Below are 22478 nucleotides of genomic sequence, written 5' to 3'. Positions count from 1 at the left end.
GGTGGTTCAGGTGGGTTCGACGTTCGCCGGCGTCCAGCCGGCAGCGGCACTGGCCGCTGCCGCCAGCCGGCGTTCCTCGCCCTCGGCGTAACGGCGGTCCCAGTCGTCCAGGCGCCGGCGCAGCAGCCGTTCCCACAGCGGCGGCACCAGCGCCAGCAGCAGGCAGGCCCACGCACTGGGCAGCTGCGGCGCGTCCGGCAGCGGCGTCAGCTGCCAATAGCGCACGTCCACGTCCATGTGGTGCTGCGAGTGGGTGGTGATCTCGAACATGCCCCCGCGCGTGAGCGGGTACAGATGATTCCAGGCGTGGTGAGTACGTACCGGCGAGTCCGGCACGCGGGTCAGGCCGTAGTGCTGCGCATAGGACAGCGCCGTCAGCATCAGCAGCGCCAGCACCGACACCAGCACCGCCAGACCGACACCGCGGGCACCGGCTACCGCAGCCACCGCCGCCAGCAACAGCGTGTACTGGGCGAACCCGCGCCATACCGCGCTGCGCCAGGACCAGGGCGACATGCCCAGCCGCCGCAGGCGCTGCGCTTCCACGCGCCAGCTTTCGAGGTGCCGGTTCCAGCCCATGTACATCATGAAGCGGTACAGGCTCTGGCCGCGACGCGCGGTTTCGGCGTCGATCGGCGTGTCGAGCTTCAGGTGATGCACGTGGTTGTGCGACAGCACTCCGTACGGCGCCAGCAGGAAGGTGTCGAGCAGATTGCCGACGCGCCGGCGCAGCGGGTCGTCGCGGTGGCCGAGCTCGTGCGAAGCCGGCAGCGCACCGTAGGCGGTGACGAAGGCGGTTGACAGCACCAGCCCCAGCCAGTCGGCGCCTGCCAGGGCGTCCGCGCCCGGCCCGACGCGCCAGGCGAACACCGCCCACAGCGCGACGATCAGCGGCAACTGAAACATCAGCAGGCCGTCGGCCAGCCATGACGGCAGCGGCGCCCGCGGGCGCCGGTCGGGTCCAAGCCAAGTATCGATCAGGGCCAGCAGCGGGAGCTGCGCAATACCCAGCCAGACCCAGCCGCCACCGCGCCACAGGCCGGCCACCGCCAGCAACACCATGGCACCCGGCACAAGAAACCAGGCCGCCGGGGAGCGGCTTTTAATGCTGTTAATGCTGTCGTCGGCCATTGGCAAGGACCTTTGAAAAAAATTTCGATCAATCGCTTGATCGGGAGGCAAATCGAGCGTAGATTCTTTCGCGGCAAGTGTCAAACGCCTTCGCCGCCGAGCCGATCGGCTGTTGTTCGAGGGCAAACACGGAGTAATCGAAGTCATGTCGTCCCCCGCCTCGCAGACCCCTCGTGCCGACGACCCGGCTGAACAGCTCAGCCACGAGCGCATCCTTGTGCAGGCGCTGCCCTTGTTCGCGACCCAGGGCTACGGCGGCGTCACCATGCGCGAAATCGCCCGCGCTGCCGGGCTGACCATCGGCACGCTTTATCACTACTTCCCAAGCAAGCGGGCGCTGTATCTGGCGGTGCTGGACCGCGCCTATGGCAAGGCCGCCCGGCACTGGACAAATGAAGTCCTGCATGGGCCGGACGACCCGCGGGACAGGCTGGAGATCTACTTGCGCGAGTACTGCGCGTTCGTGGCCGACAACCACGATTTCGTACGCCTGATGAAGCGCGAGCAGCTGGAAGGTGACGCCGAGCAAATGGAGTTGCAGGCAAACACGCTGTTTGCCCAGCAGTACCAGGACACGGTGGATCTATGCGCCGAACTCGCGCCGCAGCGTGATCCAACCCTGCTTGCCCACTCCCTGATCGGCATGGTGTTGCACCACTACGAGGTGCGGGCTCTGCGCCCCTTGTTTCCCGGCTACCGCCCCGAACACGACGAGCCGGAGCGGGTCGCCGCCCACGTGCTGAGTGTCTTGAGCGAGGGTATGGCCTGGCATGCAAAACCCGCCAGGGACGGCAAGTCGTGAGGCGGCCATGTCCGGTGTCCCCTGCCGACTTCCGGTAGTTACGGACCGGGCGACGCGGCGGCATCGAAACAGGTCTGTGCGTGTGTTGAGCAGGGTAATCAACGGAGCGATGCGTCACGGATGACGATCGCAGTGGCTCAGTAATTCAAACAGGGATGTCCAAGGTGCAAGCACAACAAATGAAGCGGACGTGTTCGGCATTGCCGGCCGGTATGGCGGCCCTGCTGGGGTCGGCAATTCTGGCGCCCGGCATGGCGCGCGCGGTGGAGTTCGAGTACTCCGGCTACATCCGCGAGCACCTGTCGGTCAACCTGCAGGACAACGACCAGTTCGAGGCCAAGGGCTCGCCGGGCGGCAATCCGGTGACGTTCATGGGCGACGAGTTCGGCGGCCAGGGCGAGTTCTCGATGATCCGCCACAGCGGCAAGCTGGAAGCCTCGGCCGATTTCGGACCGTTCCAGATTGCCGGCATCGGCCGCATTGCGCGTGAGACCCGCACCAGCTACGAGCGGGGGCTACAGGACGCATCCAAGGCGATTGCCGCCTATGTACACCCGGGTGCCTTCGGGTATGGCGCGCTCACCGCGCCACCGGCGTTCGGCGGTTTCGGCGTGACCACGAATGCTGAAGGCGGTCCGCTGATGCCGGGTGACGCGGTGTACGCCAATGCCGGGCTGTTCGGCTACGGCGGCGGCACCACCGATGACCTGTTGCTGGACGACTACGACTCGACCGAACTGCGCGAGCTGTACGTGACCTTCGATCTTGGTGAGCGCACCCACGTCAAGCTCGGCAAGCAGCAGGTGGTGTGGGGCGAGACCGATTTCTTCCGGGCCATGGACATCATTCACGGCTACGACCTGCGCTGGCGCTCGTTCCTGGAGACCGAAAACGAGGAACTGCGCAAGCCGCTGAACCTGGCCAACATCACCATCGACGTGCCGGAACTGGGAGGCGACTTGCAGCTGATCTACCGTCCGGGCTGGGATGGTGCCGACGACGTGGGCGACGACGGTCCCATCAACGGCGGTCGCTGGGCTCCGGCGCCCTGGACCGGCGCGGGCGTGACCAGCTCGCTGATCGGGCCGATCAACCGCCACCACAAGTATGGCGACGAGGACGACGCCAACTACGGCTTCCGCTGGTCGGGCATCTTCAAGCAGGTGGGCTATTCGTTCGCCTACTACCGGGGCATCAGCAGCGACGGCGTGACGATCTCCAACCCGATTCTGAGCCCGGGCGGCAGCAACTGGCTATGGGATCCGAAAGACAACGGTATCAACGGCTTGCAGCGCGCCGCAGAGTCAGTCTCTCCCAAGGTCGAGACCTACGGCTTCACCTTTAATGCCTTTTCGGGGGCACTGGATGCGGTGTTGCGCGGCGAGTTGGCCTTCACGCCGAACAAACCCTACAACACCGGCACCAATACGTACCTGGACCTGCTCGGCTTGTTTCAGGGCACCGGTGTGTTGCCGCCGCCTGGCGTTGGCGGCATGCCCGACCTGAAGGGCATTCTGAACGACCCGAACGATCCGGGCTCGGCCTATTCCGTGGGCGACCCGGTCACGGCCGACCTTACACCGGTCGGTCTGGCCCTGGACCTTCCAGGCATGGGTCCGGTGATCGAGAAGGACACCCTCAAGATCATGATCGGCACGGACAAGAACCTGAACTGGACCATGAACACGCTGGGCACCTCGCGGCCGGCGTTCTGGACCCTGCAGCTGTTCGACACCTGGGTGATGAACTTCGATCGGGACGACGACATCGTCGAGAACTTCGGCTTCGGCGCTTCGCGACGTGAGCACCAGACCTTCCTGACCAATGCCTTCTCGTTCCCCTACAAGTACGACACGGTGACGCCGGGTATCGCGCTGGGTGTGGACCTGGGCAGTTTCGACTCGTTCCTGATCCCGTCGCTCGATTTGCAGTTCGGCGATCACTGGCGAGTGCGCTTCGAGGCCAATCTGTTCTTCCCGACCCATGTCGAGAAGACCAACCTGGGCATGACGGACACCAAGACCCGCACGCTCGGCACGCTGCACAACCGCGACCAATTGGTGGCGCGCATCACCTACCAGTTCTGAGGAGACCGTCCCATGAACCAGCCTCACATGCCTGCCGTGTCCGATCTGTCCGACTATGCCTGGCCCGACGACGTGGTCCAGGTTCCCTACTGGGTCTATTCGGACCCGGCCGTCTTCGCCCTGGAGCAGGAGCGCATCTTTCGCGGTCCGACCTGGAGTTTCGTGGCGCTGGAAGCGGAGATTCCCAAGCCCTTCGACTGGAAGGCGACCTTTATTGGCGAAACGCCGGTGGTCGTCACGCGCGACGGCGAGGGCGAAATCCACGCCTGGGTCAACCGCTGTGCGCATCGTGGTGCGCTGGTGTGCCGCGAGCTGCGTGGCAACAGCCAGACCCACACCTGCGTCTATCACCAGTGGGCCTACGACAGCGCCGGCAGCCTGATCGGCGTGCCGTTTCGCAAAGGCCTGGGCGGCAAGGGCGGCTATCCGGCCGACTTCCAGATGGCCGAGCATGGTGCCCGCAAGCTGCGCGTGGCCCGTTACAAGGGGCTTGTTTACGCGAGTTTCTCGGACGCCACGCCGCCGCTCGAAACCTATTTCGGACCCGACATGCTGCACTGGGTGGACCGCGTGTTCACCGGGCCGGTGGAATTCCTGGGCACCTCGCGCCAGTACATCCACTCCAACTGGAAGCTGTACACGGAGAACACCAAGGATCCGTACCACGCGTCCCTGCTGCACCTGTTCCACGCCACGTTTGGCGTGTACCGCTCGTCCATGGGCGGCGGCTGCACCCTCGGTGGCGAGCACGGCATGCACAGCATCCTGCGTGCCTGGAAGATCGAAAACGAGGACATCGGCGAGTACAAGACCGGCAAGATCCGGACCTATGACCAAGGCGTGACGCTGGCCGACCCGTCGCTGCTGGACGTGCATCCGGAACTCGAGCCGGTGTTCACCAACCACATCCAGTCGCTGTTCCCCAGCATGGTGCTGCAGCAGATCCACAACACCCTGGCGGTGCGTCAGATCGTGCCCAAGGGCGTGGATGCCTTCGAGCTGGTGTTCCATTTCTTCGGCTACGCCGACGACACCCCCGAGCTGCGCGCCATGCGCCTGAAGCAGGCCAACCTGGTCGGTCCGGCCGGCTACATCTCGATGGAGGACGGCGAGGCCACGCAACTGGTGCAGCAGGGCATCGTCGGCGCTGCGGACGGGTTCGCCTACGACGCCCTGGGCGGACGCGGCATGGAAAACACCGACAGCCTGGTCGACGAGGCACTGATCCGCTCCTTCTGGCGCGGTTACCGGGGCCTCATGGGCCTCTGATCCCTCCCCCAAGCACGCCACAACAGCATTCGCATTCAAGGACGAACAGCCAATGAACACACCTACTGTCCCCCTGGTCGACCCCCAAGTCCTGGACCGCATCCGCGGCTGGCGCGGCTATGCCGAGGCCAAGCTCGGCTTTCGCAATCACTGGTACCCGACCCTGAACAGCAGCGAGGTAGCCGAGGGCCAGCCGGTGCCGTTCCAGCTGGGCGGCGAGAAGCTGCTGATCAACCGCATCGACGGCAAGCTGTACTGCATCAAGGACCAGTGCCTGCACCGCGGCGTGCCGCTGTCGCGCAAACTCGAGTGCTACAGCAAGGACACCATCTCGTGCTGGTACCACGGCTGGACCTACCAGTGGGCCGACGGAAAGCTGTGCGACATCCTGACTGATCCGTCGAGCAAGATGATCGGCACCCGCTCGCTGAAGACCTACCCGGCGCAGGAGCTCAAGGGTCTGGTGTTCGTGTTTTTGGGCGACATCGAGCCGACGCCGCTGGCACGCGACCTGCCGCCCGGTTTCGACGAGGCGGACCGGCGCGTGCAGCCATTTCGCCGCGTGGTAAACGCCAACTGGCGCATCGGCGCCGAAAACGGCTTCGACACCACGCACATCTTCATCCACAAGGACTCGCGCCTGATCCGCGGCAACCAGACCATGCTGCCGCTGGGTTTCGCGCCCAATCCGAACAGCAAGGAGCCGCTGTTCGAGACGCGCCACACCGAGGGCGGCAACATCGGCGTGTTTGACCTGCTGGCCGAGCGCGGCGTGCCGCACTTCGAGGGCAGCGTGCACGGCGAGGTGGTGCGCCGCGCCATCCACGGCGGCGACAAGCACATCGCCGGCCAGATTTCGCTGTGGATGCCTGGCGTGCTCAAGGTCGACCCGTTCCCGGACCCGGCGATGATCCACTTCGAGTGGTACGTGCCGCGCGATGCCGACAGCCACTGGTACATCCACTGCGCCACCAAGGTGGTCGAGGGTCCGAATGCCGACGCCGAGTTCGCCGAGGAATACGAGGCGCTGTGGAAGGACCTGTACGCGCACGGCTTCAACGATGACGACATCTGGGCCCGCGAAGCCACGCAACCGTTCTACCAGGACGACTGGGGCTGGCTGAAGGAGCAGCTGTTCGAGGCCGACGCCTGCATCATGGCGTGGCGCAAGCTGGCCAGCGAGCACAACCGCGGCATCCAGACCGCCGGCCGCTGACGCGCCGCGGTCAACAGCACCGGAGAACCAGCATGAACGCACCACACACGGCCACACCGATGGACAAGAGCAGCGCGGCCTACCTGGCCGGGCTGTTCGACCGCCGGCCGGACGACGGCATCTACCGCGTCAACCGCTCGGTCTACACCGACCCGGAGCTGTTCGAGCTGGAGTTGGCGAACATCTTCGAGGGCTCGTGGCTGTTCCTGTGCCACGAGAGCCAGCTGCCGCGGCCGTACGACTTCTTCACCACCTGGATGGGCCGCCGTGCGGTGTTCCTGCAGCGCAGCGGCGAGGGCAAGATTCAGGGCTTTCTGAATGCCTGTCCGCACCGCGGCGCGCGCCTGTGCCGTACCGAGCGCGGTAACCGCAAGCACCACGCCTGTACCTACCACGGCTGGACCTTCGACGCCGACGGCAAGGCGCTGTGGGTGCAGCGGGCCGAACAGGGCTATCCGGCCGATTTCTCGCCCGCTGACGTCGGCCTGCACCGCATCGCCCGGGTCGACAGCTACCGCGGCTTCGTGTTCGGCAGCCTGAATCCGGACGTGCCGTCACTGGCCGAGTACCTGGGCGGTGCCGCCACGTTCATCGACATGCTGGTCGACCAGTGCCAGGACGGCATCACCGTGCTGCCGGGCGCATCCACCTGCGTCTACCACGGCAACTGGAAGCTGATGCTGGAGAACGGTGGCGGCGACGGCCTGCACCCGGACTACGCGCACAAGTCCCTGCTCGGCGTGGCACGGCGCAAGGACCAGCGCGCGGCCGAAGTACGCACCATGCAGATCGACAACATGCACCAGAAGCAGGGCAGCCAATGGGCCTTCGGTCACGGCCATACCGGCATCTGGTTCAGCTTCCCGAACCCGCAGGACCGGCCCATCTATCGCCAACGTGAACGCCTCGAGGCCGACTTCGGCCCGGCCCGCGCCGAGTGGATGACCAGCATCTTCCGCAACCTGTCGGTCTATCCCAACCTGCACATGCTCGATCAGATGGCCACGCTGATCCGCACCTTCCGCCCGGTGGCCGTGGACCGCACCGAGATCACCTTCCACTGCCTGGCGCCGGTCACCGAAAGTGCCGACGAGCGCGGCCGGCGCCTGCGGCAGTTCGAGGAGTTCTTCATGGCCAGCGGCATGGGCACGCCGGATGACAACGAGGAATTCGAGCAGTGCCACCAGGGCGCACTGGGCTCGCAACCGGAAGACAGCTTCATCGGCTTTGGCCTGCACAACCGCACCGTCGGCGACGACCAGGCTGCCCGCGCGCTGGGCATCCCGCTCGAGAGCAGCGGCATCATCGGCTACGAGGGCTGCACCATGAGTCAGTACGACCAGTGGCTGCGGTTGATGGGCGGCGCCGACGCGGCGGGCGTGCGATGAGCGCTGTGCCCGATTTCGCCACCTGGCAGGCACTGACCGAGGTCGTGCTCGACGAGGCCGCCTGCCTGGACGAGCAGCGCTGGGACGACTGGCTCGACCACTACACCGAGGACGCCGTGCTGTGGGCGCCGGCCTGGGACGCCGAACACCGGCTGACCGACGACCCGCACAACGCGGTCTCGCTGTTCTACATCGAGGGCCGTCCGGCGCTGTCGGACCGCGCCTGGCGCTGGAGCCGCGGCGACTCGCCGGCCTCCCAGCCGCTGCCGCGCACCTCGCACCTGATCGGCAGCCTGCGCGTGCTGGCCTGCGACGACACCACAGCCGAGGTCGGCTCGCGCTGGCACACGCAGGTGTACCGGGCCCGGCGCACCTGGTCCTACGCCGGCAGCTACCGGCACGCGCTGCGCCTGGACGCCGGTCGCTGGCGCATCGCCGGCAAGACCATCGTCGTCACCAACGACCTGCTCGACACCACGCTCGACCTGTACCACGTCTGACACACCGGAGCCCCGCGCGTGAACAAACCGCTCGTCAACCCCGAAATCGGCCAGCAGATCCGCGACTGGCGCCCCTACTACGAAGCCAAGCTCGGCTTTCGCAACCACTGGTATCCGGTGATGTACTCGGCCGACCTGGCCGAGGGCGAGGTCAAGCCCGGCAAGCTGCTCGGCGAGGACCTGCTGGTGCGCCGCAGCGGCGGCACCGTGTACTGCATCAAGGACCAGTGCCTGCACCGCGGCGTGCCGCTGTCGCGCAAGGTCGAGTGCTACGGCAAGGACACCATCACCTGCTGGTACCACGGCTGGACCTACCAGTGGGCCGACGGAAAGCTGTGCGACATCCTGACCGACCCGTCGAGCAAGATGATCGGCACCCGCTCGCTTAAAACCTACCCGGTGCAGGAAGCCAAGGGCATGGTGTTTGTGTTCATGGGTGATCTGGTGGGCGACAGCGCGCCGCCGCCGCTGGCCACCGACCTGCCGCCCGGCTTTCTGGACCCGGACCGCGCCGCCTACGGCATCCGCCGCCTGGTCAAGGCCAACTGGCGCCTGGGTGCCGAAAACGGCTTCGACACCACGCACATCTTCATCCACAAGGATTCGCCGTTCATCACCGGCCGCGACTCGGCCCTGCCGCTGGGCTTCGCCAGCGCCGGCACGCTGCAGCTGGACCTGCGCGAGGACCCGGCCGCCTCGCGCGGCGTGGTGGACGTCATGGCCCAGCACTACCGGCCGCTGTTCGAGGCCACGCTGGACGGCCAGACCGTGCTGCGCACCCGCGCCCCGACCGGCAAGCACAACACCATCCACACCATCTCGCTGTGGATGCCGGGAATTCTCAGCGTCGAGAACCACCCGGAAGCCGACATGGTGCAGTACGAGTTCTACACGCCGCACGACGCCGATCACCACATGTACTACCAGGTGATCGAGAAGTCCGGCGTCACCGATGCGGCCCAGGAGGCCGCGTTCCGCGCCGAGTGCGAGTCCCTGCACGAGCCGCTGGCGCTGCGCGGCATCAACGACGACGACCTGTGGGCGCGCGAGGCCATGCAGGGCTTCTACGCCGACGACTGGGGCTGGCTCGAGGAGCAGCTGTTCGAGCAGGACCGCAACCTGCTCGAGTGGCGGCGCCTGGCCAGCCGCTGCCAGCGCGGCATCCAGACCCTGGCCCACGTGCAGGGCGGCGCATGAGCACGTCCGACCAGACCCGACGCCTGAACCTGCTGGTCGAACGGCTGGTGCACGAGCCGTCGCTGCGCGAGCGCTACCTGACCGACCGCGACGCGGTGCTGGCGGAAACCGGCATCGATCCGGCCAGCGCGCCGGCGCTGGCCAGCGGCGACATCGAGGCGCTCGGCGCGCTGGGCATGCATCCGATCCTGCAGATGCACTACCAAATGGTCCTGAAACCCCACATGGCGGCGCACATGACCGTGCGCCACTACCCCGAACTGTCGGAGGACCCCTGACATGGGCAGCATCGTCGCCGCCGCCGCCACCTCGCACGTGGTGATGGACCCCGCCAACATCCCGGCCCAGGCCGGCCTGGTGATCGACGGCTTCAGGCGGATCGCCGCCGAAGTCGCGCGCACGCAGCCGGACCTGCTGCTGTACATCACCTCCGACCACATGGTGAACCTCGGCTACCGGCTGCAGCCGAGCTTCGCACTGGGTTGCGCCGACAGCTACACGCCGCTGGGCGACATGGATATCCCGCGCCAGCCGATGGCCGGCGCCGGCGTCTTCGCCGACGCCCTGCTGCGACACCTGGACGAGGTCGGCTTCGACCTGGCCCGGGCCGAATCGCTGGACCCGGATCACGGCATCGCGCTGCCGATGCGCATCATCAACCCCGGCGGGCGAGTGCCGGTGGCGCCGCTGCTGGTCAACATCAACCGCACGCCGCCGCCATCGCCGGCGCGCTGCTACGCACTCGGCCAGGCAATCGGCGCCTACATCCGCAGCGCCGCCTGCACGCAGCGCGTGGCCGTCATCGGCGCCGGCGGCCTGTCGCACTGGATCGCCACCCCGGGCATGGGCCGCGTCAATGCCGACTTCGACCGGCAGGTGCTGAGCCTGCTCGGCGCGGGCCAGGCGGCGCAAATCGCCACCTGGAGCACCGACTACATCCTCGAGAACGCCGGCAATGGCGGCCTCGAAATCATGTGCTGGCTGGCCATGGCCGGCACCGTGGCCGGTGCCACCGGCCACACCCTTTATTACGAGCCGATCGCCAGCTGGTACACCGGCATGGGCGCCATGGCAATGGATCTGGCCGCGGCCTGAGATTTCCCCAACCATCACACACCAGGAGCAGGTGATGAACGCAGCGCAGTACGAAAAGAAATACATCGATGTCAACGGCATCAAGACCTGTTACATCGAACAGGGCAGCGGCGAGCCGCTGATCCTGATCCACGGCGGGGGCGCCGGCGCCAACGGCTACGGCAACTGGTTCGGCTGCCTGCCGCTGTTTGGCGAGCACTTTCGCACCATCGCCGTGGACATGGTCGGCTTCGGCAACTCCGACAGCCCCGACCCCGCCACCTTCGAGTATTCGCAGAAGAACCGCTACGACCACATCGCCGGCTTCATCAAGGCGCTCGGCTACGACAAGGCGAGCCTGGTCGGCAACTCCATGGGCGGCGCCACCGCCATGGGCGTGGCGGTCGAGTACCCGCAGCTGGTCGACAAGCTGGTGCTCATGGGCACCGCCGGCCTGAATGGCGAGATCACCCCGGCCCTGCAGCCGGTGCTCGGCTACGACTACACGCCCGAGGGCATGATCCGGCTGATCAAGACCCTGGCCAACGATAAGTTCGTCATCACCGACGAGATGGTCCAGTACCGCTGGAACAACTCGGTCGACCCCACGAACAAGACCTCCTACGACGCCACCATGCAGTGGGTGCGCAAGCAGGGCGGCCTGTTCTATCCGGAAGAGTTCATCGCCCGCGTCACTCAGCCGACCCTGGTGGTCAACGGCAAGGACGACCTGGTGGTGCCGCTCAGCCATGCCTACCGCTTCCTGGAGCTGATCGACAACTCCTGGGGCTACATCGTGCCGCACTGCGGCCACTGGGCAATGATCGAGTACCCGGCAGATTTCGCCGCGGCGGTCACCAGCTTCGTCAAGTCGCACTGACTTTGTGGCCCGCATCATCCGTGATGCGGGCTTCCCCCTGAGCCGACCGTTGGAGGTAGCGTGACCGTCGACACCGAGAGCCGCTGGATCGAACCGCACCGGGTGCACCGCCACGCGTTCGTGGACCCGGCCGTGTTCGAGCGCGAGATGACGCAGATTTTCTCCCGCACCTGGGTGTACCTGGGGCACGAGAGCGAGATCGCGCAGCCGGGCAGCTACAAGGCCACCACGCTGGGCACGCAGCCGGTGTTGCTGACACGCGACACGCAGGGCGCACTGCATGCCTTCATCAACGCCTGTCGCCACCGCGGCGTGCTGCTGGCCGACGACCACACCCGCGGCCAGTGCCGGCACCTGGTGTGCCCCTACCACGGCTGGACCTTCGACCTGGCCGGGCGTCTGGTCAGCGTGCCGATGCGCGACCACCAAGCCAGTGTGTTCGACCAGGCCGAGCTCGGCCTGGTGCCCGTTGCCCTGCTGGACAGCTACCGCGGCTTCGTGTTCGCCAGCCTGAACCCGCAGGCGCCGTCGCTGCTCGAGCACCTGGGTGCGGCGGCCGAGTTCTTCGACCTGTTCGCCGACCTGTCGCCATCGGGTCAGATCCGCGTCGAGACCGGCGTCACCCGCTACCAGTTCCGTGGCAACTGGAAACAGCAGGTGGAAAACTCCATGGACGGTTACCACCCGGCGCTGGTCCACCACAGCTTCTTCGAGGACGTGCTCAAGCCGCGCATCGGTCGTGGCATGGGCTTCATCGTCGGCCCGCAGTCGCCGGCCAAGAGTGTGGCGCTGGGCAACGGCCACGCGCTGATCGACTTTCGTGCCTTCGACCGCAAGGCCATCCTGGGTGCCGACAAGCCGAAGTCCGAGCAGGCCTGGCATGACGCCGTGCGCGCCCGCTTTGCGGACCGGCCGGACTATGCCGAGTCGGTCATCAGCTGCAACGGCGGCGACGGCTTCAACCTGCTGGTCTATCCGAACCTGGTGCTGATCAACAACCAGATCCGCGTCATTCACCCGGTCAGCTACGACCGCACCGAGGTGTTCGCCTATCCGGTCACGCTCGAAGACGTTGCTCCGGAAATCAACGCCGCGCGCATCCGCGCCCACGAGGACTTTTACGGCCCCGCCAGCTTCGGCGCGCCGGACGACATCGAGATGTTCCAGCGCCAGTGGGACGGCATGCTGCGCACGCCGGCCATGGAGTGGCTCTGCTACGACCGCGGCCTGGACCAGGAAGAACCGCTCGGCGCCGACGGGCGCCAGTCCCACGTGTCCGACGAAACCGCCCACCGCGGCATCTGGCGGCGCTGGCTGCAGCTGATGGAGGGTGCGTGATGAGCGACTTCGTCAGCCAGCAGGCGGCGGTCGAGCGCTTCCTGTACCGGGAAGCCCGGCTGTTGGACCGCAGAAACTTCGCGCAATGGGTCGATCTGTTCACGGAGGACGGCCTGTACTGGGTGCCGTCCGGGCAGGACGGACCGGCCGAGCAGGCGGTGGCGCTGATCTACGACACCACCGCCCGTCTGCGCGAGCGCCTGACGCGCATGGACAGTCGGGCCTTCTGGGCCCAGCAGCCGCCCACCCAGACCACGCGCCTGGTCGGCAACGTGCTGATCGAGCCGTCCGACGGGCCGGAGCTGGCGGTCGAGTGCCGGTTCATCATGACGCTGCTGCGCCGGCACCGGCAGGCGTTGCTGTCCGGCGTGGCGCACTACCGCCTGCAACCGGCCGGCGACAGCTTCCGCATCCGCCAGAAAGTGGTCACGTTGCAGGAACGCGACGAGGCCTTCGACAACCTGACCTTTCTCATCTGAGGGACACGGACGTGAATCAACCTCACCGCACATTGCCGACGGACAGCGACTGGGTGGACGTCGAGGCCGGCACGGCGGCTCGCGCCATCTTCACCGACGAGGCCATCTGGCAGTTGGAACAGGAACGCGTGTTCGCCAAAAGCTGGCTGTTTCTGGCCCACGAGACGGAAATCCCGCAGCCGGGCGACTACGTCACCCGCCAGTTGAGCAACGACCCGGTGCTGGTGGTGCGCGGCGATGATGGCCAGGTGCGCGCCTTTCACAACAGTTGCTCGCACCGCGGCACGCAGGTGTGCCGCGCCGACGCCGGCAACGCCAAGACCTTTCGCTGCCCGTACCACGGCTGGGTGTACGGCCTGGACGGCAAGCTCAAGCAAGCCGCCTACCCGCCGGAAATCGCCACCCTGATCGGCGAGGTCGGCGACAACCTGATCCCGATGGCCAAGGTGGCGAGCTACGCCGGCCTGGTCTTCGGCACCTGGGATCCGGACGCCCCGTCGCTGGACGACTACCTGGGCGACTCGCGTTTTTATATCGATCTGTTTGCAAACCGCAGCCCGGCCGGCATGGAAGTGCTCGGCCCGCCGCAGCGCTGGGTATTCAAGGCCAACTGGAAGCTGGGTGCGCTGAACTTCGGCGCCGACGGCCCGCACGCCGCCAGCGTCCACGGCCCGATCACGTACCTGACGCTGAGCGTGCCGCAGGACGTGGTGGTCCAGCAGTTGATGAACAGCCCGGCGGTGGTCATCGGCAAGGGCCACAGCTGCATCTTCCTGGAGCTGCCGCCCGAGGCACCGGACTACGCGGGGTTCGCGCCCGAGCTGGTGCCGTATTACCAGCAGACCCTGAGTGCCGCCCAGCAACGCTTCATGGCCCGCGGCCTGACCAAGGTCATGACCAACTTCCCGAACACCTCGTGGGTGGAAAGCTCGGTCCGCTTCGACGGCAAGTCGCCGCCAATCCCGTTTTGCAACCTGCGCACCTGGCAGCCGCTCGGCGCCCAGCAGACTGAGGTATGGAACTGGCTGCTGATCGAGAAGGAAGCGGCCGAGGAATTCAAGCAGGCCAGCTACGAGATCGGTATCCGTACCTTCAGCGTCGGCGGCACCTTCGACCAGGACGACGCCGAGGCCTGGGCTGCCATCAACCACGGCTGCCGGGGCACCATCGGCGCCCGCTACCCGGTCGACTTTCGCGGCACGCGCTACTACCGGGACAAGCCGATCGCCGATTTCCACGGGCCGGGCACCGCCTACCCATCAACCTATTCCGAAATGTCCGAATTCGCGCTGCTGATCCACTGGCAGAAGCTCATGCGCGGGGAGGCAGCGGCATGAACGCACCGACGCTACGACGCACCATGCCGGCGGGCGCACCGCTCGGCGATGACGCCTTTCGTGCCGTGTACGAGTTCCTGAGTCTCGAATCCGACTGCCTGGGCGTGGGCGATCTGACGGCCTGGTACGCCCTGCTGGCGCCGCAGATCCGCTACCGGGTGATGGCGCCGGCGTTCATGGACGCGGCCCGGCCGCGCCACTACGGGCGTGGCACGCCGTATTTCGACGAGGACACCCATAGCCTGGGCATCCGCGTGCGCCAGCTGAGCACACCGAGCTTCACCATCGCCGAGAACCCGCGCACCATCGCCCGCCACTTCGTGACCAACATCCGGGCGGCACGGACGGACGACGGCATCGAGGCACTGAGCAACGTGCTGGTGCTGCGCGTGCGCTCGACCGAGCCGGAGCCGGCCCTGGTATCGGCGCGGCGTGTGGATCTGCTGGTCGAAACGCCGTGCGGCCTGCGCCTGGCCTCGCGCCTGGCACAGCTCGACCAGGTCAGCGTGCGCCAGCCGAACCTCAGCTTCTTCATCTGACGGACCCGCCAATGTCCGTACTGGCCAGCCCATCTGTAGCCACCGCAAACGGGACCTGGAAGACCCCGCGCGCGTTGGCCGCCAGACCCTGGCCGCTGTTTTGCGCCGTCCGCCCGCCAGCGGATGGTAGTTGCCCGAGTGCTCTTCAGGAGGAGGAGTGGTACCGGTCGAGGACGTCGCACTGGCGACCACACCCGAGCGGGCCGAATTCACACCTGGAGACACGCTATGGACAGCTTATTCACCCCACGCACAGCTGCCAGGCTGGCCCTGTGCGGCCTGTTGGCCGCCGGGTCGACCCTGGCCGACGCCGCTGAACTGCCGCCCGGCACACGTATCGACGCCAAAAACGTTGATGCCGTACAGACCGACAGCTTCGAAGGGCACACCATCGCCGACCTGATGCCGCCGTCCATGCTAAGGGCGGTCAAGGAGGCCGGCATGGTCATCGACCTGAAGGCGTCGACGCCGATGAAGTACAACGCGCGTGTCATCGAGGCGACCAAGCTGCAGGGCGCCACGGCCGGCATCGACGACAAGCGGCACCTGACCGGCTTCACCACCGGCATCCCGTTCATGAACATCAGCGATACCGACCCGCAGGGCGGCCTGAAGCTGATCTACAACATCATGCGTTCACCCTGGTTCGCCGATGCCGTCGACTTCGACCCGATGGTGTTCCTGACCACCACCAAGGCGCAGGGGCTCAGCAAGGAACTGCACACCAAGTACGGCCGGCTGCTGCAGAACGGGCGTCTGAGTCAGCCCTACATCTTGGCTGACGACGGCGTGGTCAAGCGCGAGATGCTGATGTTCACTTACCCCAACGACGTGCGCGGCGTCGGCACGCTGACGGTGCAGTACGCCGACGGCCGACTGCCGGACGTGTACGCCTATATCAAGGCCGTGCGCCGGGTGCGGCGCCTGTCGGGTAGCGCCTGGGCGGACCCGGTGGTCGGCACCGATCTGCTGACTGACGAAACCTTTGGCCTGAACATCGACCCCATCTGGTACCCCGAGTACAAGATCACCGGCAAGCGTTGGATCCTGGCCTCACTGCATAGCCAGTCGGCCGGCGCCAAGCTTGATGCCGGCACCGCCGAGGCGCGCTACGCGCAGCTGACCCTGAAGCCCGGCGACGGCATGGGCTTCACCGAGAACTACGAGCCGCGCGAGGTGTGGACGCTGGAGGCGACCATGCCCAGGGGGCACCTGGCCGGCCGCAAGCTGATCTACGTCGACGCCGATCCCTACTACCCGCTCATGCACTGGCAGGAGATCTACGACCGCAAGGACGAACTGTGGCGCCTGCTGTACCACAGCTGGGTCAGCACGGTGCGTGACGACGGCCAGCCGGGCATCTACCCCAGCATCATCTGGGTGCCCGACCTGCAGCGCGAGCGTGCCACCTTTGCCTACCTGAACCCGACCACGGCGCACGCCAACTTTGCCGACGCCGATCCTGCCAACTACAGCCCGCAGGCCATTCCACGTCTGCTGCAATGAGCGGATCGACCGGTGATTCACGGACACGTTTGAATAGGCCAAGACAGCTCGCGTAAGGAGTGCTCGGGGCCCGGCGCGCCGGGCCGCCGACACATCGCCTACGGCGCACCGAGCGACGCATGTGTCGCAGGCGCCGCCGGGCGCTTGCCGAAGGGTCGACGGCCGCGGGCGGCGTGCGCATTTAGCCGGAGTTTCCGCGGGCGGGCCAGGACCGCTTGCACCGCCCTGCCGTGGCGGGATAAAACCGCCGCCACGGCCTCACTCCGAAGGCCGGTCGGGCAGGGGGGAGACCATGGGTATTCGCACCGGGGCGCAGTACATCGCGAGCCTCAGGGACGATCGGGCGCTCTACATCGCCGGCCAACGGGTGCGCGACGTGACCGCGTACGCGCCGTTGGCCGGCATCCTTGGCAGCATCGGCGAGCACTTCGATGCGTTTCACAAGCCTGAACTACAGGCCGATTACACCTACGCCTCGCCCACGGACGGCCAGCCGGTCAGCAATTCCTTCCTGCCGGCGCGCACATGGGACGAGGTGCAGCAGCGCCTGCGCGGCGAGTCGCTGCGCAAGGAGGCCACCTTTGGCCTGATGGGCCGGCTGCCGGATTTCATGAACGCCTTCGTCACCGACGCGGCGGTAATTGCCCCGCACGTGCTGGGGCACAGGGACAAGGCGTTTGCCGACAACGCCATCCGCTACTGGGAATACTGCCGCGACCAGGACATCTGCCTCACCCACACGCTGGTCGATCCCAAGCGCGACTACGGCAAGGACCTGTCGGCGCAGCGGGCGCTGAAGGTGGTGCGCGAGACCGACGCCGGTATCGTGGTCAGCGGCGCGCGCATGCTGTCCACGCTGGCGCCGGTCAGTAACGAAATCTGGGTCGGTCCGTTCATGCCGCGCCGGCCGGGCGAGGAGGACTACGCGTTGTCGTTCGCCGTGCCGGTAGCGACGCCGGGATTGAAGTTCATCGCCCGCGAGAGCTATGCCCGCGGCGGCAGCCGCTTCGACCGCCCGCTGGCCGAACGCTTCGACGAGGGCGATGCGCTGGCCGTGTTCGACAATGTGCTGGTGCCCTGGGAGCGGGTGTTCATCTACCGCGACATCGTCGCCTACAACATGATGGCGCCAAGCTTCCCCGGCTACCTGTTGCTGCAGGCCAACGCCCGCGGCCGGGCCAAGCTGCGTTTCATGACCGGTCTGGCCTGCAAGATGGCGGACGTGCTCGGCCGCAGCGAGCTGCCGCGCTATCAGGAGCTGCTGGGCGAGTTCCTGGCCCTGAACGAAATCGCCGACGGTCTTGTCGAGGCCAGCGCCCGGGAACTGCTGGTGCATGCGCAGGAGGAATTCGCCAAACAGACCGATGCTGGCTTTGTGCTGGAGGACGTGGCGCGCGAGACGGCCTCGCTGTTTGCCTCGCCCACTCGGGGCATGGTCGGCATCTCGATGCTGCGCTTCTTCCTGCCGGAGGTGAACACCAAGGTCAACGAGCTGATCCGTCTGATGGGCAGCTCCAGCCTGGTGATGAGCGTCACGGAAGCCGATTTCGCCAACCCGGAAACGGCGACCGATCTTGAACAGTTCCTCGGTAACGACAAAACATCCGCCCGCGAGCGGGTGCAGGTGATGAAGCTGGCCTGGGACGCGGTGGCCGGCGAGTTTGGCGGGCGGCAGGAGATTTACGAGATTTTCTTTGCCGGCGATCCGTTCCTGTCGCGCCAGCTGCACTACTTCACGCCGCGCCGCGGCCAGTACCAGGCGATGGTCGACCGGCTGCTGGGGAACGCTGAGCCATCCAGCGCTTTCCACAGCACAGGGAGGCACAGCCAGACCAGTGGTCGCGCTTCGCCGGTGGCAGGCCCAGAAAATGCCGAATCGATTCGTTCAGCGCCTCACGCTGTCCGGTGCCGGGTGTCGGCGCCGCGAAACGGCGTGCGCTGCCGTGCACAGGGTTGATGACGATCACGAAATCGCGATCCCGTTCCGCTACGGATAGGGTTGATAATCGTTATCATTGGCGAGCCCGTGCCCACCGCGAGTGTGCCCAGTTCGGCAGCAGCCTGATCCCCGGCCGGTCGGCGGTGGCGGGCTCCCGGCAGGCGCGTATTTCCGACCGAGACATCGCTACATGGATACCGAAGGCAAGGATTCGTCACACCTGACGCTCGACGCGCTGGATCTGCGCCAGCCCATGCGCGTGGTGGCGGTCCAGGTTCCCGACGCGCAGCCGCAGTGGCAGCTGTGGCTGGAGGAAATCGGTTTCGTACCGGGTGAGCCGGTAACCGTGCTGGCCCGCGGCGTGCCCGGTGGCGACCCGCTGGTGGTGCGGATCGGCGCATCCACCTTCGCCCTGCGCCGCGCCGAAGCGGCGTGCGTGCTGGTGCAGGATTACCCATGAGCGAGGCGGTCCTGCACTTCAAGCCTGGCGGCACGCTGGTGGCGCTGGTCGGCAATCCGAACTGTGGCAAGACCGCGCTGTTCAACCTGCTGACCGGCAGCCGGCAGAAGGTGGCCAACTATGCCGGGGTGACGGTCGAACGCAAGGAAGGACGCTTGTTCGACCGCGCCGGCAAGGTGGTGCGGGTGCTCGATCTGCCGGGTACTTACAGCCTGCATCCGCGCTCGCCCGACGAGCGGGTGACCTGCGATGTGCTGTCCGGCCAGGCGGCCGGCGAGAAGCGGCCGGATCTGGTGGTTTGCGTCGTGGACGCCACCAATTTGCGCCGCAACCTGCGCCTGGTTCTGGCGGTAAAGCGCCTGAAATTGCCCTGCGTGGTGGCGCTGAACATGGCCGACATGGCGCAGCGGCGCGGACTGCGGGTGGACGCTGCCGCGTTGGCGGCCGAGCTTGGCGTGCCGGTGGTGTCGACGGTTGCCGTCAGGGGCGAGGGCGCCGCTGCATTGCGCGCGATCCTGGATCAGCCCGGCGCATGGCCCAAGGTTCCGATCACTGGCGACGCCGGCAGCGGCCCGGAAGCCGATCCGCACGGCGACCATGAGGCGGTGCGGGCCATCCTGGCGCGCCTGGGTCTGGACGAGGCCGTGCCGCACCTGCTCAGCGATCGCATCGACCGCGTGGTGCTCCATCCGCTGGTGGGTCCGCTGGTGCTGGGTGCGTTGCTGTTCCTCGTCTTTCAGGCGGTGTTTGCCTGGGCTGAAGCGCCCATGGGCTGGATCGAGGCCGGTACCGCGTGGCTGGGCGATCTGTTGACCAAGGTCGCGCCGGCCGGCTGGCTGCGCAGCCTGCTGGTCGATGGGGTGATCGCCGGTGCCGGCGGCGTGCTGGTGTTTCTGCCGCAGATCGTGATCCTGTTTTTTTTCATCCTGGCGCTGGAGGAATCCGGCTACCTGCCGCGGGCGGCTTTCCTGCTGGACCGCCTGATGGGCGGCGTGGGTTTGTCCGGGCGCTCGTTCATCCCGCTGCTGTCCAGTTTTGCCTGCGCGATTCCCGGCATCATGGCCGCGCGCACGATCGCCAATCCGCGCGATCGTCTGGTCACGATCATGATTGCGCCCCTGATGACGTGTTCGGCGCGGCTGCCGGTTTATGCGTTGCTGATCGGCGCTTTCATTCCGCGGCGGCAGGTGTGGGGCGGCATCGAACTGCAGGGTCTGGTGCTGTTTTGTCTGTATGTGGCCGGGATTGTCGGTGCGCTGGGGGTGGCCTGGGTGCTGAAGCGTTTCACCGCCCGTCGCCAGGTGCGCACCCTGATGATGGAACTGCCCACGTATCACTGGCCGACGCTGCGCAATCTGGCCATCGGCTTGTGGCAGCGGATCACGGTTTTCGTTCGCCGCGTGGGCGGGATCATTCTGGCCCTCACGGTATTGCTCTGGTTTCTGGCCAGTTTCCCGGCGCCCCCGGCTGGGGCGACCGGGCCGGCAATCGAATACAGCCTGGCCGGTCTTCTGGGCAGTGCCCTGGCGGTGGTGTTCGAGCCGATCGGTTTCAATTGGCAGATCAGCATCTCGCTGGTGCCGGGGCTGGCCGCCCGCGAGGTCGCGGTCGGTGCGCTGGGCACCGTCTACGCCTTGTCGGCCACCGGCGAGGACACCGCTGGCGCGTTGACACCGCTGATCGCGCAGGGCTGGAGCCTGGCCACCGCTCTGTCACTGCTGGCATGGTACGTATTTGCGCCGCAGTGCCTGAGCACGCTGGCGACTATCAAGCGCGAAACCGGCGGCTGGCGGATGCCGCTGCTGGCGGCCGGCTACCTGTTTGCGCTGGCCTATCTGGCGTCGTTCATTACCTATCGCACCGCCCTTTGGCTGGGCGGCTGAGGCCTCAGCCCGACGGTTGGGGTTGCCCCACCGCGGCGGGTTCATCGCCGGCCGCAAGCACGCGCCGGCCGGCGGCCATGATCTGCGCCATGGCGCGCTCGCCGTTAGCCGGCGCGCTCAGCGCTCGCCGCCAGGCGCGGGCGCCCGGTTCGCCCTGGAACAGCCCGAGCAGCGGCCGCGTGAGGGCACTCAGCGGCGTGCCCAAGCCGTGGCGCGCCTGCATATAGGCCAGGTAATTCGCCAGCACGGCGGCGCGCTCGGGCAGGGGTGTGATCTGTCCGAACACAAGCCGGTCGGCCTCGGCCAGCAGCCACGGCGAGTGATAGGCGGCGCGGCCGATCATCACGCCGTCCACGTGCTGCAGGTGCGCCAGCGCCTGTGCCAGGTCGGTTATGCCGCCGTTGATGACGATTTCAAGCTCCGGACGCAGGCGCTTCAGCCGGTGTACGGTGTCGTGGCGCAGCGGCGGAATCTCCCGGTTCTGGCGCGGCGACAGGCCATCCAGCCAGGCCTTGCGGGCGTGCACGGTGAAGTGCCGGCAGCCGGCGGCGGCGACGGTCTCGACGAATTCGAACAAGTCCTCGTCGCGGTCGGTGCGGTCGATGCCGATGCGGCATTTGACCGTTACCGGGATGGATACCGCCGCCTGCATGGCCGCCACGCACTCGCCGACCAGCTTGGGTTCGGCCATCAGGCAGGCGCCGAAGCGGCCGGACTGCACCCGATCCGACGGGCAGCCGACGTTCAGGTTGATCTCGTCGTAACCGAAATCGGCGCCGATGCGCGCCGCCTGCGCGAGCTGCGCCGGATCGCTGCCGCCCAGTTGCAGCGCCAGCGGGTGCTCGGCCGGGCTGTAGGCGAGCAGGTAATCCGCATCGCCGCGCAGCAGGGCCTGGGCGGTGACCATTTCCGTATACAGCAGTGTGCAGCGCGAAATCAGGCGCAGCAGGAAGCGCGCGTGGCGATCCGTGCAGTCCATCATCGGCGCCACCGACAGGCGACGCGACAGCGGGGCGGGGCAGGCGGGTGGCAAGCGTGTCTCCGGTGCGGCGGGGTCGGCATTGTGCCAGCAGCGCCGGCGGGGGCGCGCTTGCTTGACACTGCCGGTTGGCGCGTGTTCCATCGTTCGCGCGCCGGGCCGGTTGGTGGCCGGTCGGCGGCAACACCCTCATTTGTTCAGAGCAGGAGCCCGACATGTCCGATCCGCAGGTAGCCCAGAAGAGTCCTTACGTCGAACAGACCGAGCCCGGCACCTACTGGTGGTGCGCCTGCGGCAAGTCGGGCGATCAGCCGTTCTGCGACGGCGCGCACAAGGGCACCGCCTTCACGCCCCTGCAGCAGGACGTGGCGGAAGCCGGCACCCTGGCCTGGTGTGGCTGCAAGCACACCAAGACGCCGCCGTTCTGTGACGGCTCGCACCGCGCGCTGTAATTCCCGCCCCGCTTGTCCCGGC

Annotated in this window: 21 protein-coding genes; 19 read left to right on the top strand and 2 right to left on the bottom strand. The window is 66.9% G+C overall.

Annotation, left to right across the window (positions count from 1 at the left end; genetic code table 11):
• Positions 1-6 precede the first annotated feature (6 nt).
• Complete coding sequence (locus tag PG2T_RS01280; protein WP_158513116.1) at positions 7-1131, bottom strand: fatty acid desaturase; 1125 nt, start codon at positions 1129-1131, stop codon at positions 7-9.
• A 145-nt stretch (positions 1132-1276) separates the two neighbouring features.
• On the opposite strand from PG2T_RS01280, the gene PG2T_RS01275 reads away from it, so the two are divergent.
• The 18 genes from PG2T_RS01275 (at position 1277) to feoB (ending at position 21025) form a co-directional block, all read left to right on the top strand.
• Positions 1277-1933, top strand: coding sequence for a TetR/AcrR family transcriptional regulator (locus tag PG2T_RS01275; RefSeq protein ID WP_068802470.1), 657 nt, complete (start codon positions 1277-1279; stop codon positions 1931-1933).
• A 179-nt stretch (positions 1934-2112) separates the two neighbouring features.
• On the top strand, positions 2113-4020 hold the full coding sequence (locus PG2T_RS01270) for a DUF1302 family protein (protein ID WP_145930951.1): 1908 nt from the start codon (positions 2113-2115) through the stop codon (positions 4018-4020).
• Between the two features lie 12 nt (positions 4021-4032).
• A complete protein-coding gene (locus tag PG2T_RS01265; RefSeq protein ID WP_068802468.1) occupies positions 4033-5289 on the top strand; it encodes an aromatic ring-hydroxylating dioxygenase subunit alpha in 1257 nt (418 codons plus the stop codon).
• A 52-nt stretch (positions 5290-5341) separates the two neighbouring features.
• Positions 5342-6505, top strand: coding sequence for a Rieske 2Fe-2S domain-containing protein (locus PG2T_RS01260; RefSeq protein WP_068802467.1), 1164 nt, complete (start codon positions 5342-5344; stop codon positions 6503-6505).
• A gap of 32 nt (positions 6506-6537) precedes the next feature.
• Positions 6538-7893 carry an aromatic ring-hydroxylating oxygenase subunit alpha gene (locus PG2T_RS01255; RefSeq protein WP_202816389.1) on the top strand — a complete coding sequence of 452 codons (1356 nt, stop codon included), beginning with the start codon at positions 6538-6540 and terminating at the stop codon, positions 7891-7893.
• Positions 7890-8393, top strand: coding sequence for an aromatic-ring-hydroxylating dioxygenase subunit beta (locus PG2T_RS01250; protein WP_068802465.1), 504 nt, complete (start codon positions 7890-7892; stop codon positions 8391-8393). The genes PG2T_RS01255 and PG2T_RS01250 overlap by 4 nt, the downstream gene beginning before the upstream one ends.
• 18 nt (positions 8394-8411) lie before the next feature.
• Positions 8412-9590, top strand: a complete 1179-nt coding sequence (locus PG2T_RS01245; protein WP_068802464.1) for a Rieske 2Fe-2S domain-containing protein — start codon at positions 8412-8414, stop codon at positions 9588-9590.
• Positions 9587-9868, top strand: a complete 282-nt coding sequence (locus PG2T_RS01240; protein WP_068802463.1) for a hypothetical protein — start codon at positions 9587-9589, stop codon at positions 9866-9868. Before PG2T_RS01245 ends, PG2T_RS01240 begins: the two co-directional genes overlap by 4 nt.
• A 1-nt stretch (position 9869) precedes the next feature.
• Positions 9870-10685, top strand: a complete 816-nt coding sequence (locus tag PG2T_RS01235) for a DODA-type extradiol aromatic ring-opening family dioxygenase (protein ID WP_068802462.1) — start codon at positions 9870-9872, stop codon at positions 10683-10685.
• Between the two features lie 34 nt (positions 10686-10719).
• Complete coding sequence (locus PG2T_RS01230) at positions 10720-11544, top strand: alpha/beta fold hydrolase (protein WP_068802461.1); 825 nt, start codon at positions 10720-10722, stop codon at positions 11542-11544.
• Positions 11545-11604: 60 nt separating this feature from the next.
• Positions 11605-12882, top strand: coding sequence for an aromatic ring-hydroxylating oxygenase subunit alpha (locus PG2T_RS01225; protein WP_068802460.1), 1278 nt, complete (start codon positions 11605-11607; stop codon positions 12880-12882).
• Entirely contained in the window at positions 12882-13361 is a 480-nt protein-coding gene (locus PG2T_RS01220; protein WP_068802459.1) for an aromatic-ring-hydroxylating dioxygenase subunit beta, read from the top strand. The genes PG2T_RS01225 and PG2T_RS01220 overlap by 1 nt, the downstream gene beginning before the upstream one ends.
• Positions 13362-13372: 11 nt before the next feature.
• Complete coding sequence (locus tag PG2T_RS01215) at positions 13373-14698, top strand: aromatic ring-hydroxylating oxygenase subunit alpha (RefSeq protein WP_158513115.1); 1326 nt, start codon at positions 13373-13375, stop codon at positions 14696-14698.
• Positions 14695-15237 (top strand): aromatic-ring-hydroxylating dioxygenase subunit beta, encoded by a 543-nt coding sequence (locus tag PG2T_RS01210; protein ID WP_083214682.1) that lies wholly within the window; start codon positions 14695-14697, stop codon positions 15235-15237. Before PG2T_RS01215 ends, PG2T_RS01210 begins: the two co-directional genes overlap by 4 nt.
• Before the next feature lie 228 nt (positions 15238-15465).
• Complete coding sequence (locus tag PG2T_RS01205) at positions 15466-16743, top strand: DUF1329 domain-containing protein (protein WP_068802456.1); 1278 nt, start codon at positions 15466-15468, stop codon at positions 16741-16743.
• Positions 16744-17035: 292 nt separating this feature from the next.
• On the top strand, positions 17036-18700 hold the full coding sequence (locus PG2T_RS01200) for a 4-hydroxyphenylacetate 3-hydroxylase family protein (RefSeq protein ID WP_068802455.1): 1665 nt from the start codon (positions 17036-17038) through the stop codon (positions 18698-18700).
• A 172-nt stretch (positions 18701-18872) separates the two neighbouring features.
• On the top strand, positions 18873-19142 hold the full coding sequence (locus PG2T_RS01195; RefSeq protein ID WP_075968116.1) for a FeoA family protein: 270 nt from the start codon (positions 18873-18875) through the stop codon (positions 19140-19142).
• Complete coding sequence (gene feoB, locus PG2T_RS01190; RefSeq protein ID WP_068802454.1) at positions 19139-21025, top strand: ferrous iron transporter B; 1887 nt, start codon at positions 19139-19141, stop codon at positions 21023-21025. The genes PG2T_RS01195 and feoB overlap by 4 nt, the downstream gene beginning before the upstream one ends.
• 4 nt (positions 21026-21029) lie before the next feature.
• Here feoB and dusA read toward each other — a convergent pair whose 3' ends face one another.
• Positions 21030-22007 (bottom strand): tRNA dihydrouridine(20/20a) synthase DusA, encoded by a 978-nt coding sequence (gene dusA, locus PG2T_RS01185; RefSeq protein WP_068807514.1) that lies wholly within the window; start codon positions 22005-22007, stop codon positions 21030-21032.
• A 212-nt stretch (positions 22008-22219) separates the two neighbouring features.
• Here dusA and PG2T_RS01180 point away from each other — a divergent pair, with 212 nt between their 5' ends.
• Entirely contained in the window at positions 22220-22456 is a 237-nt protein-coding gene (locus tag PG2T_RS01180) for a CDGSH iron-sulfur domain-containing protein (protein WP_068802453.1), read from the top strand.
• Positions 22457-22478: the final 22 nt, after the last annotated feature.

The sequence above is a fragment of the Immundisolibacter cernigliae genome, from assembly GCF_001697225.1.
Classification (GTDB): Bacteria; Pseudomonadota; Gammaproteobacteria; order Immundisolibacterales; family Immundisolibacteraceae; genus Immundisolibacter; species Immundisolibacter cernigliae.
The sequence above is the reverse complement of the archived record's forward strand: the minus strand, read 5'-3'. Positions and strand labels throughout refer to the sequence as shown.

Bases quoted from the DNA above. Each gene is read 5' to 3' on its own strand.
- PG2T_RS01280 (WP_158513116.1), bottom strand. From the start codon at position 1,131: ATGGCCGACGACAGCATTAACAGCATTAAAAGCCGCTCCCCGGCGGCC.
- PG2T_RS01275 (WP_068802470.1), top strand. From the start codon at position 1,277: ATGTCGTCCCCCGCCTCGCAGACCCCTCGTGCCGACGACCCGGCTGAA.
- PG2T_RS01270 (WP_145930951.1), top strand. From the start codon at position 2,113: ATGAAGCGGACGTGTTCGGCATTGCCGGCCGGTATGGCGGCCCTGCTG.
- PG2T_RS01265 (WP_068802468.1), top strand. From the start codon at position 4,033: ATGAACCAGCCTCACATGCCTGCCGTGTCCGATCTGTCCGACTATGCC.
- PG2T_RS01260 (WP_068802467.1), top strand. From the start codon at position 5,342: ATGAACACACCTACTGTCCCCCTGGTCGACCCCCAAGTCCTGGACCGC.
- PG2T_RS01255 (WP_202816389.1), top strand. From the start codon at position 6,538: ATGAACGCACCACACACGGCCACACCGATGGACAAGAGCAGCGCGGCC.
- PG2T_RS01250 (WP_068802465.1), top strand. From the start codon at position 7,890: ATGAGCGCTGTGCCCGATTTCGCCACCTGGCAGGCACTGACCGAGGTC.
- PG2T_RS01240 (WP_068802463.1), top strand. From the start codon at position 9,587: ATGAGCACGTCCGACCAGACCCGACGCCTGAACCTGCTGGTCGAACGG.
- PG2T_RS01235 (WP_068802462.1), top strand. From the start codon at position 9,870: ATGGGCAGCATCGTCGCCGCCGCCGCCACCTCGCACGTGGTGATGGAC.
- PG2T_RS01230 (WP_068802461.1), top strand. From the start codon at position 10,720: ATGAACGCAGCGCAGTACGAAAAGAAATACATCGATGTCAACGGCATC.
- PG2T_RS01220 (WP_068802459.1), top strand. From the start codon at position 12,882: ATGAGCGACTTCGTCAGCCAGCAGGCGGCGGTCGAGCGCTTCCTGTAC.
- PG2T_RS01210 (WP_083214682.1), top strand. From the start codon at position 14,695: ATGAACGCACCGACGCTACGACGCACCATGCCGGCGGGCGCACCGCTC.
- PG2T_RS01205 (WP_068802456.1), top strand. From the start codon at position 15,466: ATGGACAGCTTATTCACCCCACGCACAGCTGCCAGGCTGGCCCTGTGC.
- PG2T_RS01200 (WP_068802455.1), top strand. From the start codon at position 17,036: ATGGGTATTCGCACCGGGGCGCAGTACATCGCGAGCCTCAGGGACGAT.
- PG2T_RS01195 (WP_075968116.1), top strand. From the start codon at position 18,873: ATGGATACCGAAGGCAAGGATTCGTCACACCTGACGCTCGACGCGCTG.
- feoB (WP_068802454.1), top strand. From the start codon at position 19,139: ATGAGCGAGGCGGTCCTGCACTTCAAGCCTGGCGGCACGCTGGTGGCG.
- dusA (WP_068807514.1), bottom strand. From the start codon at position 22,007: ATGATGGACTGCACGGATCGCCACGCGCGCTTCCTGCTGCGCCTGATT.
- PG2T_RS01180 (WP_068802453.1), top strand. From the start codon at position 22,220: ATGTCCGATCCGCAGGTAGCCCAGAAGAGTCCTTACGTCGAACAGACC.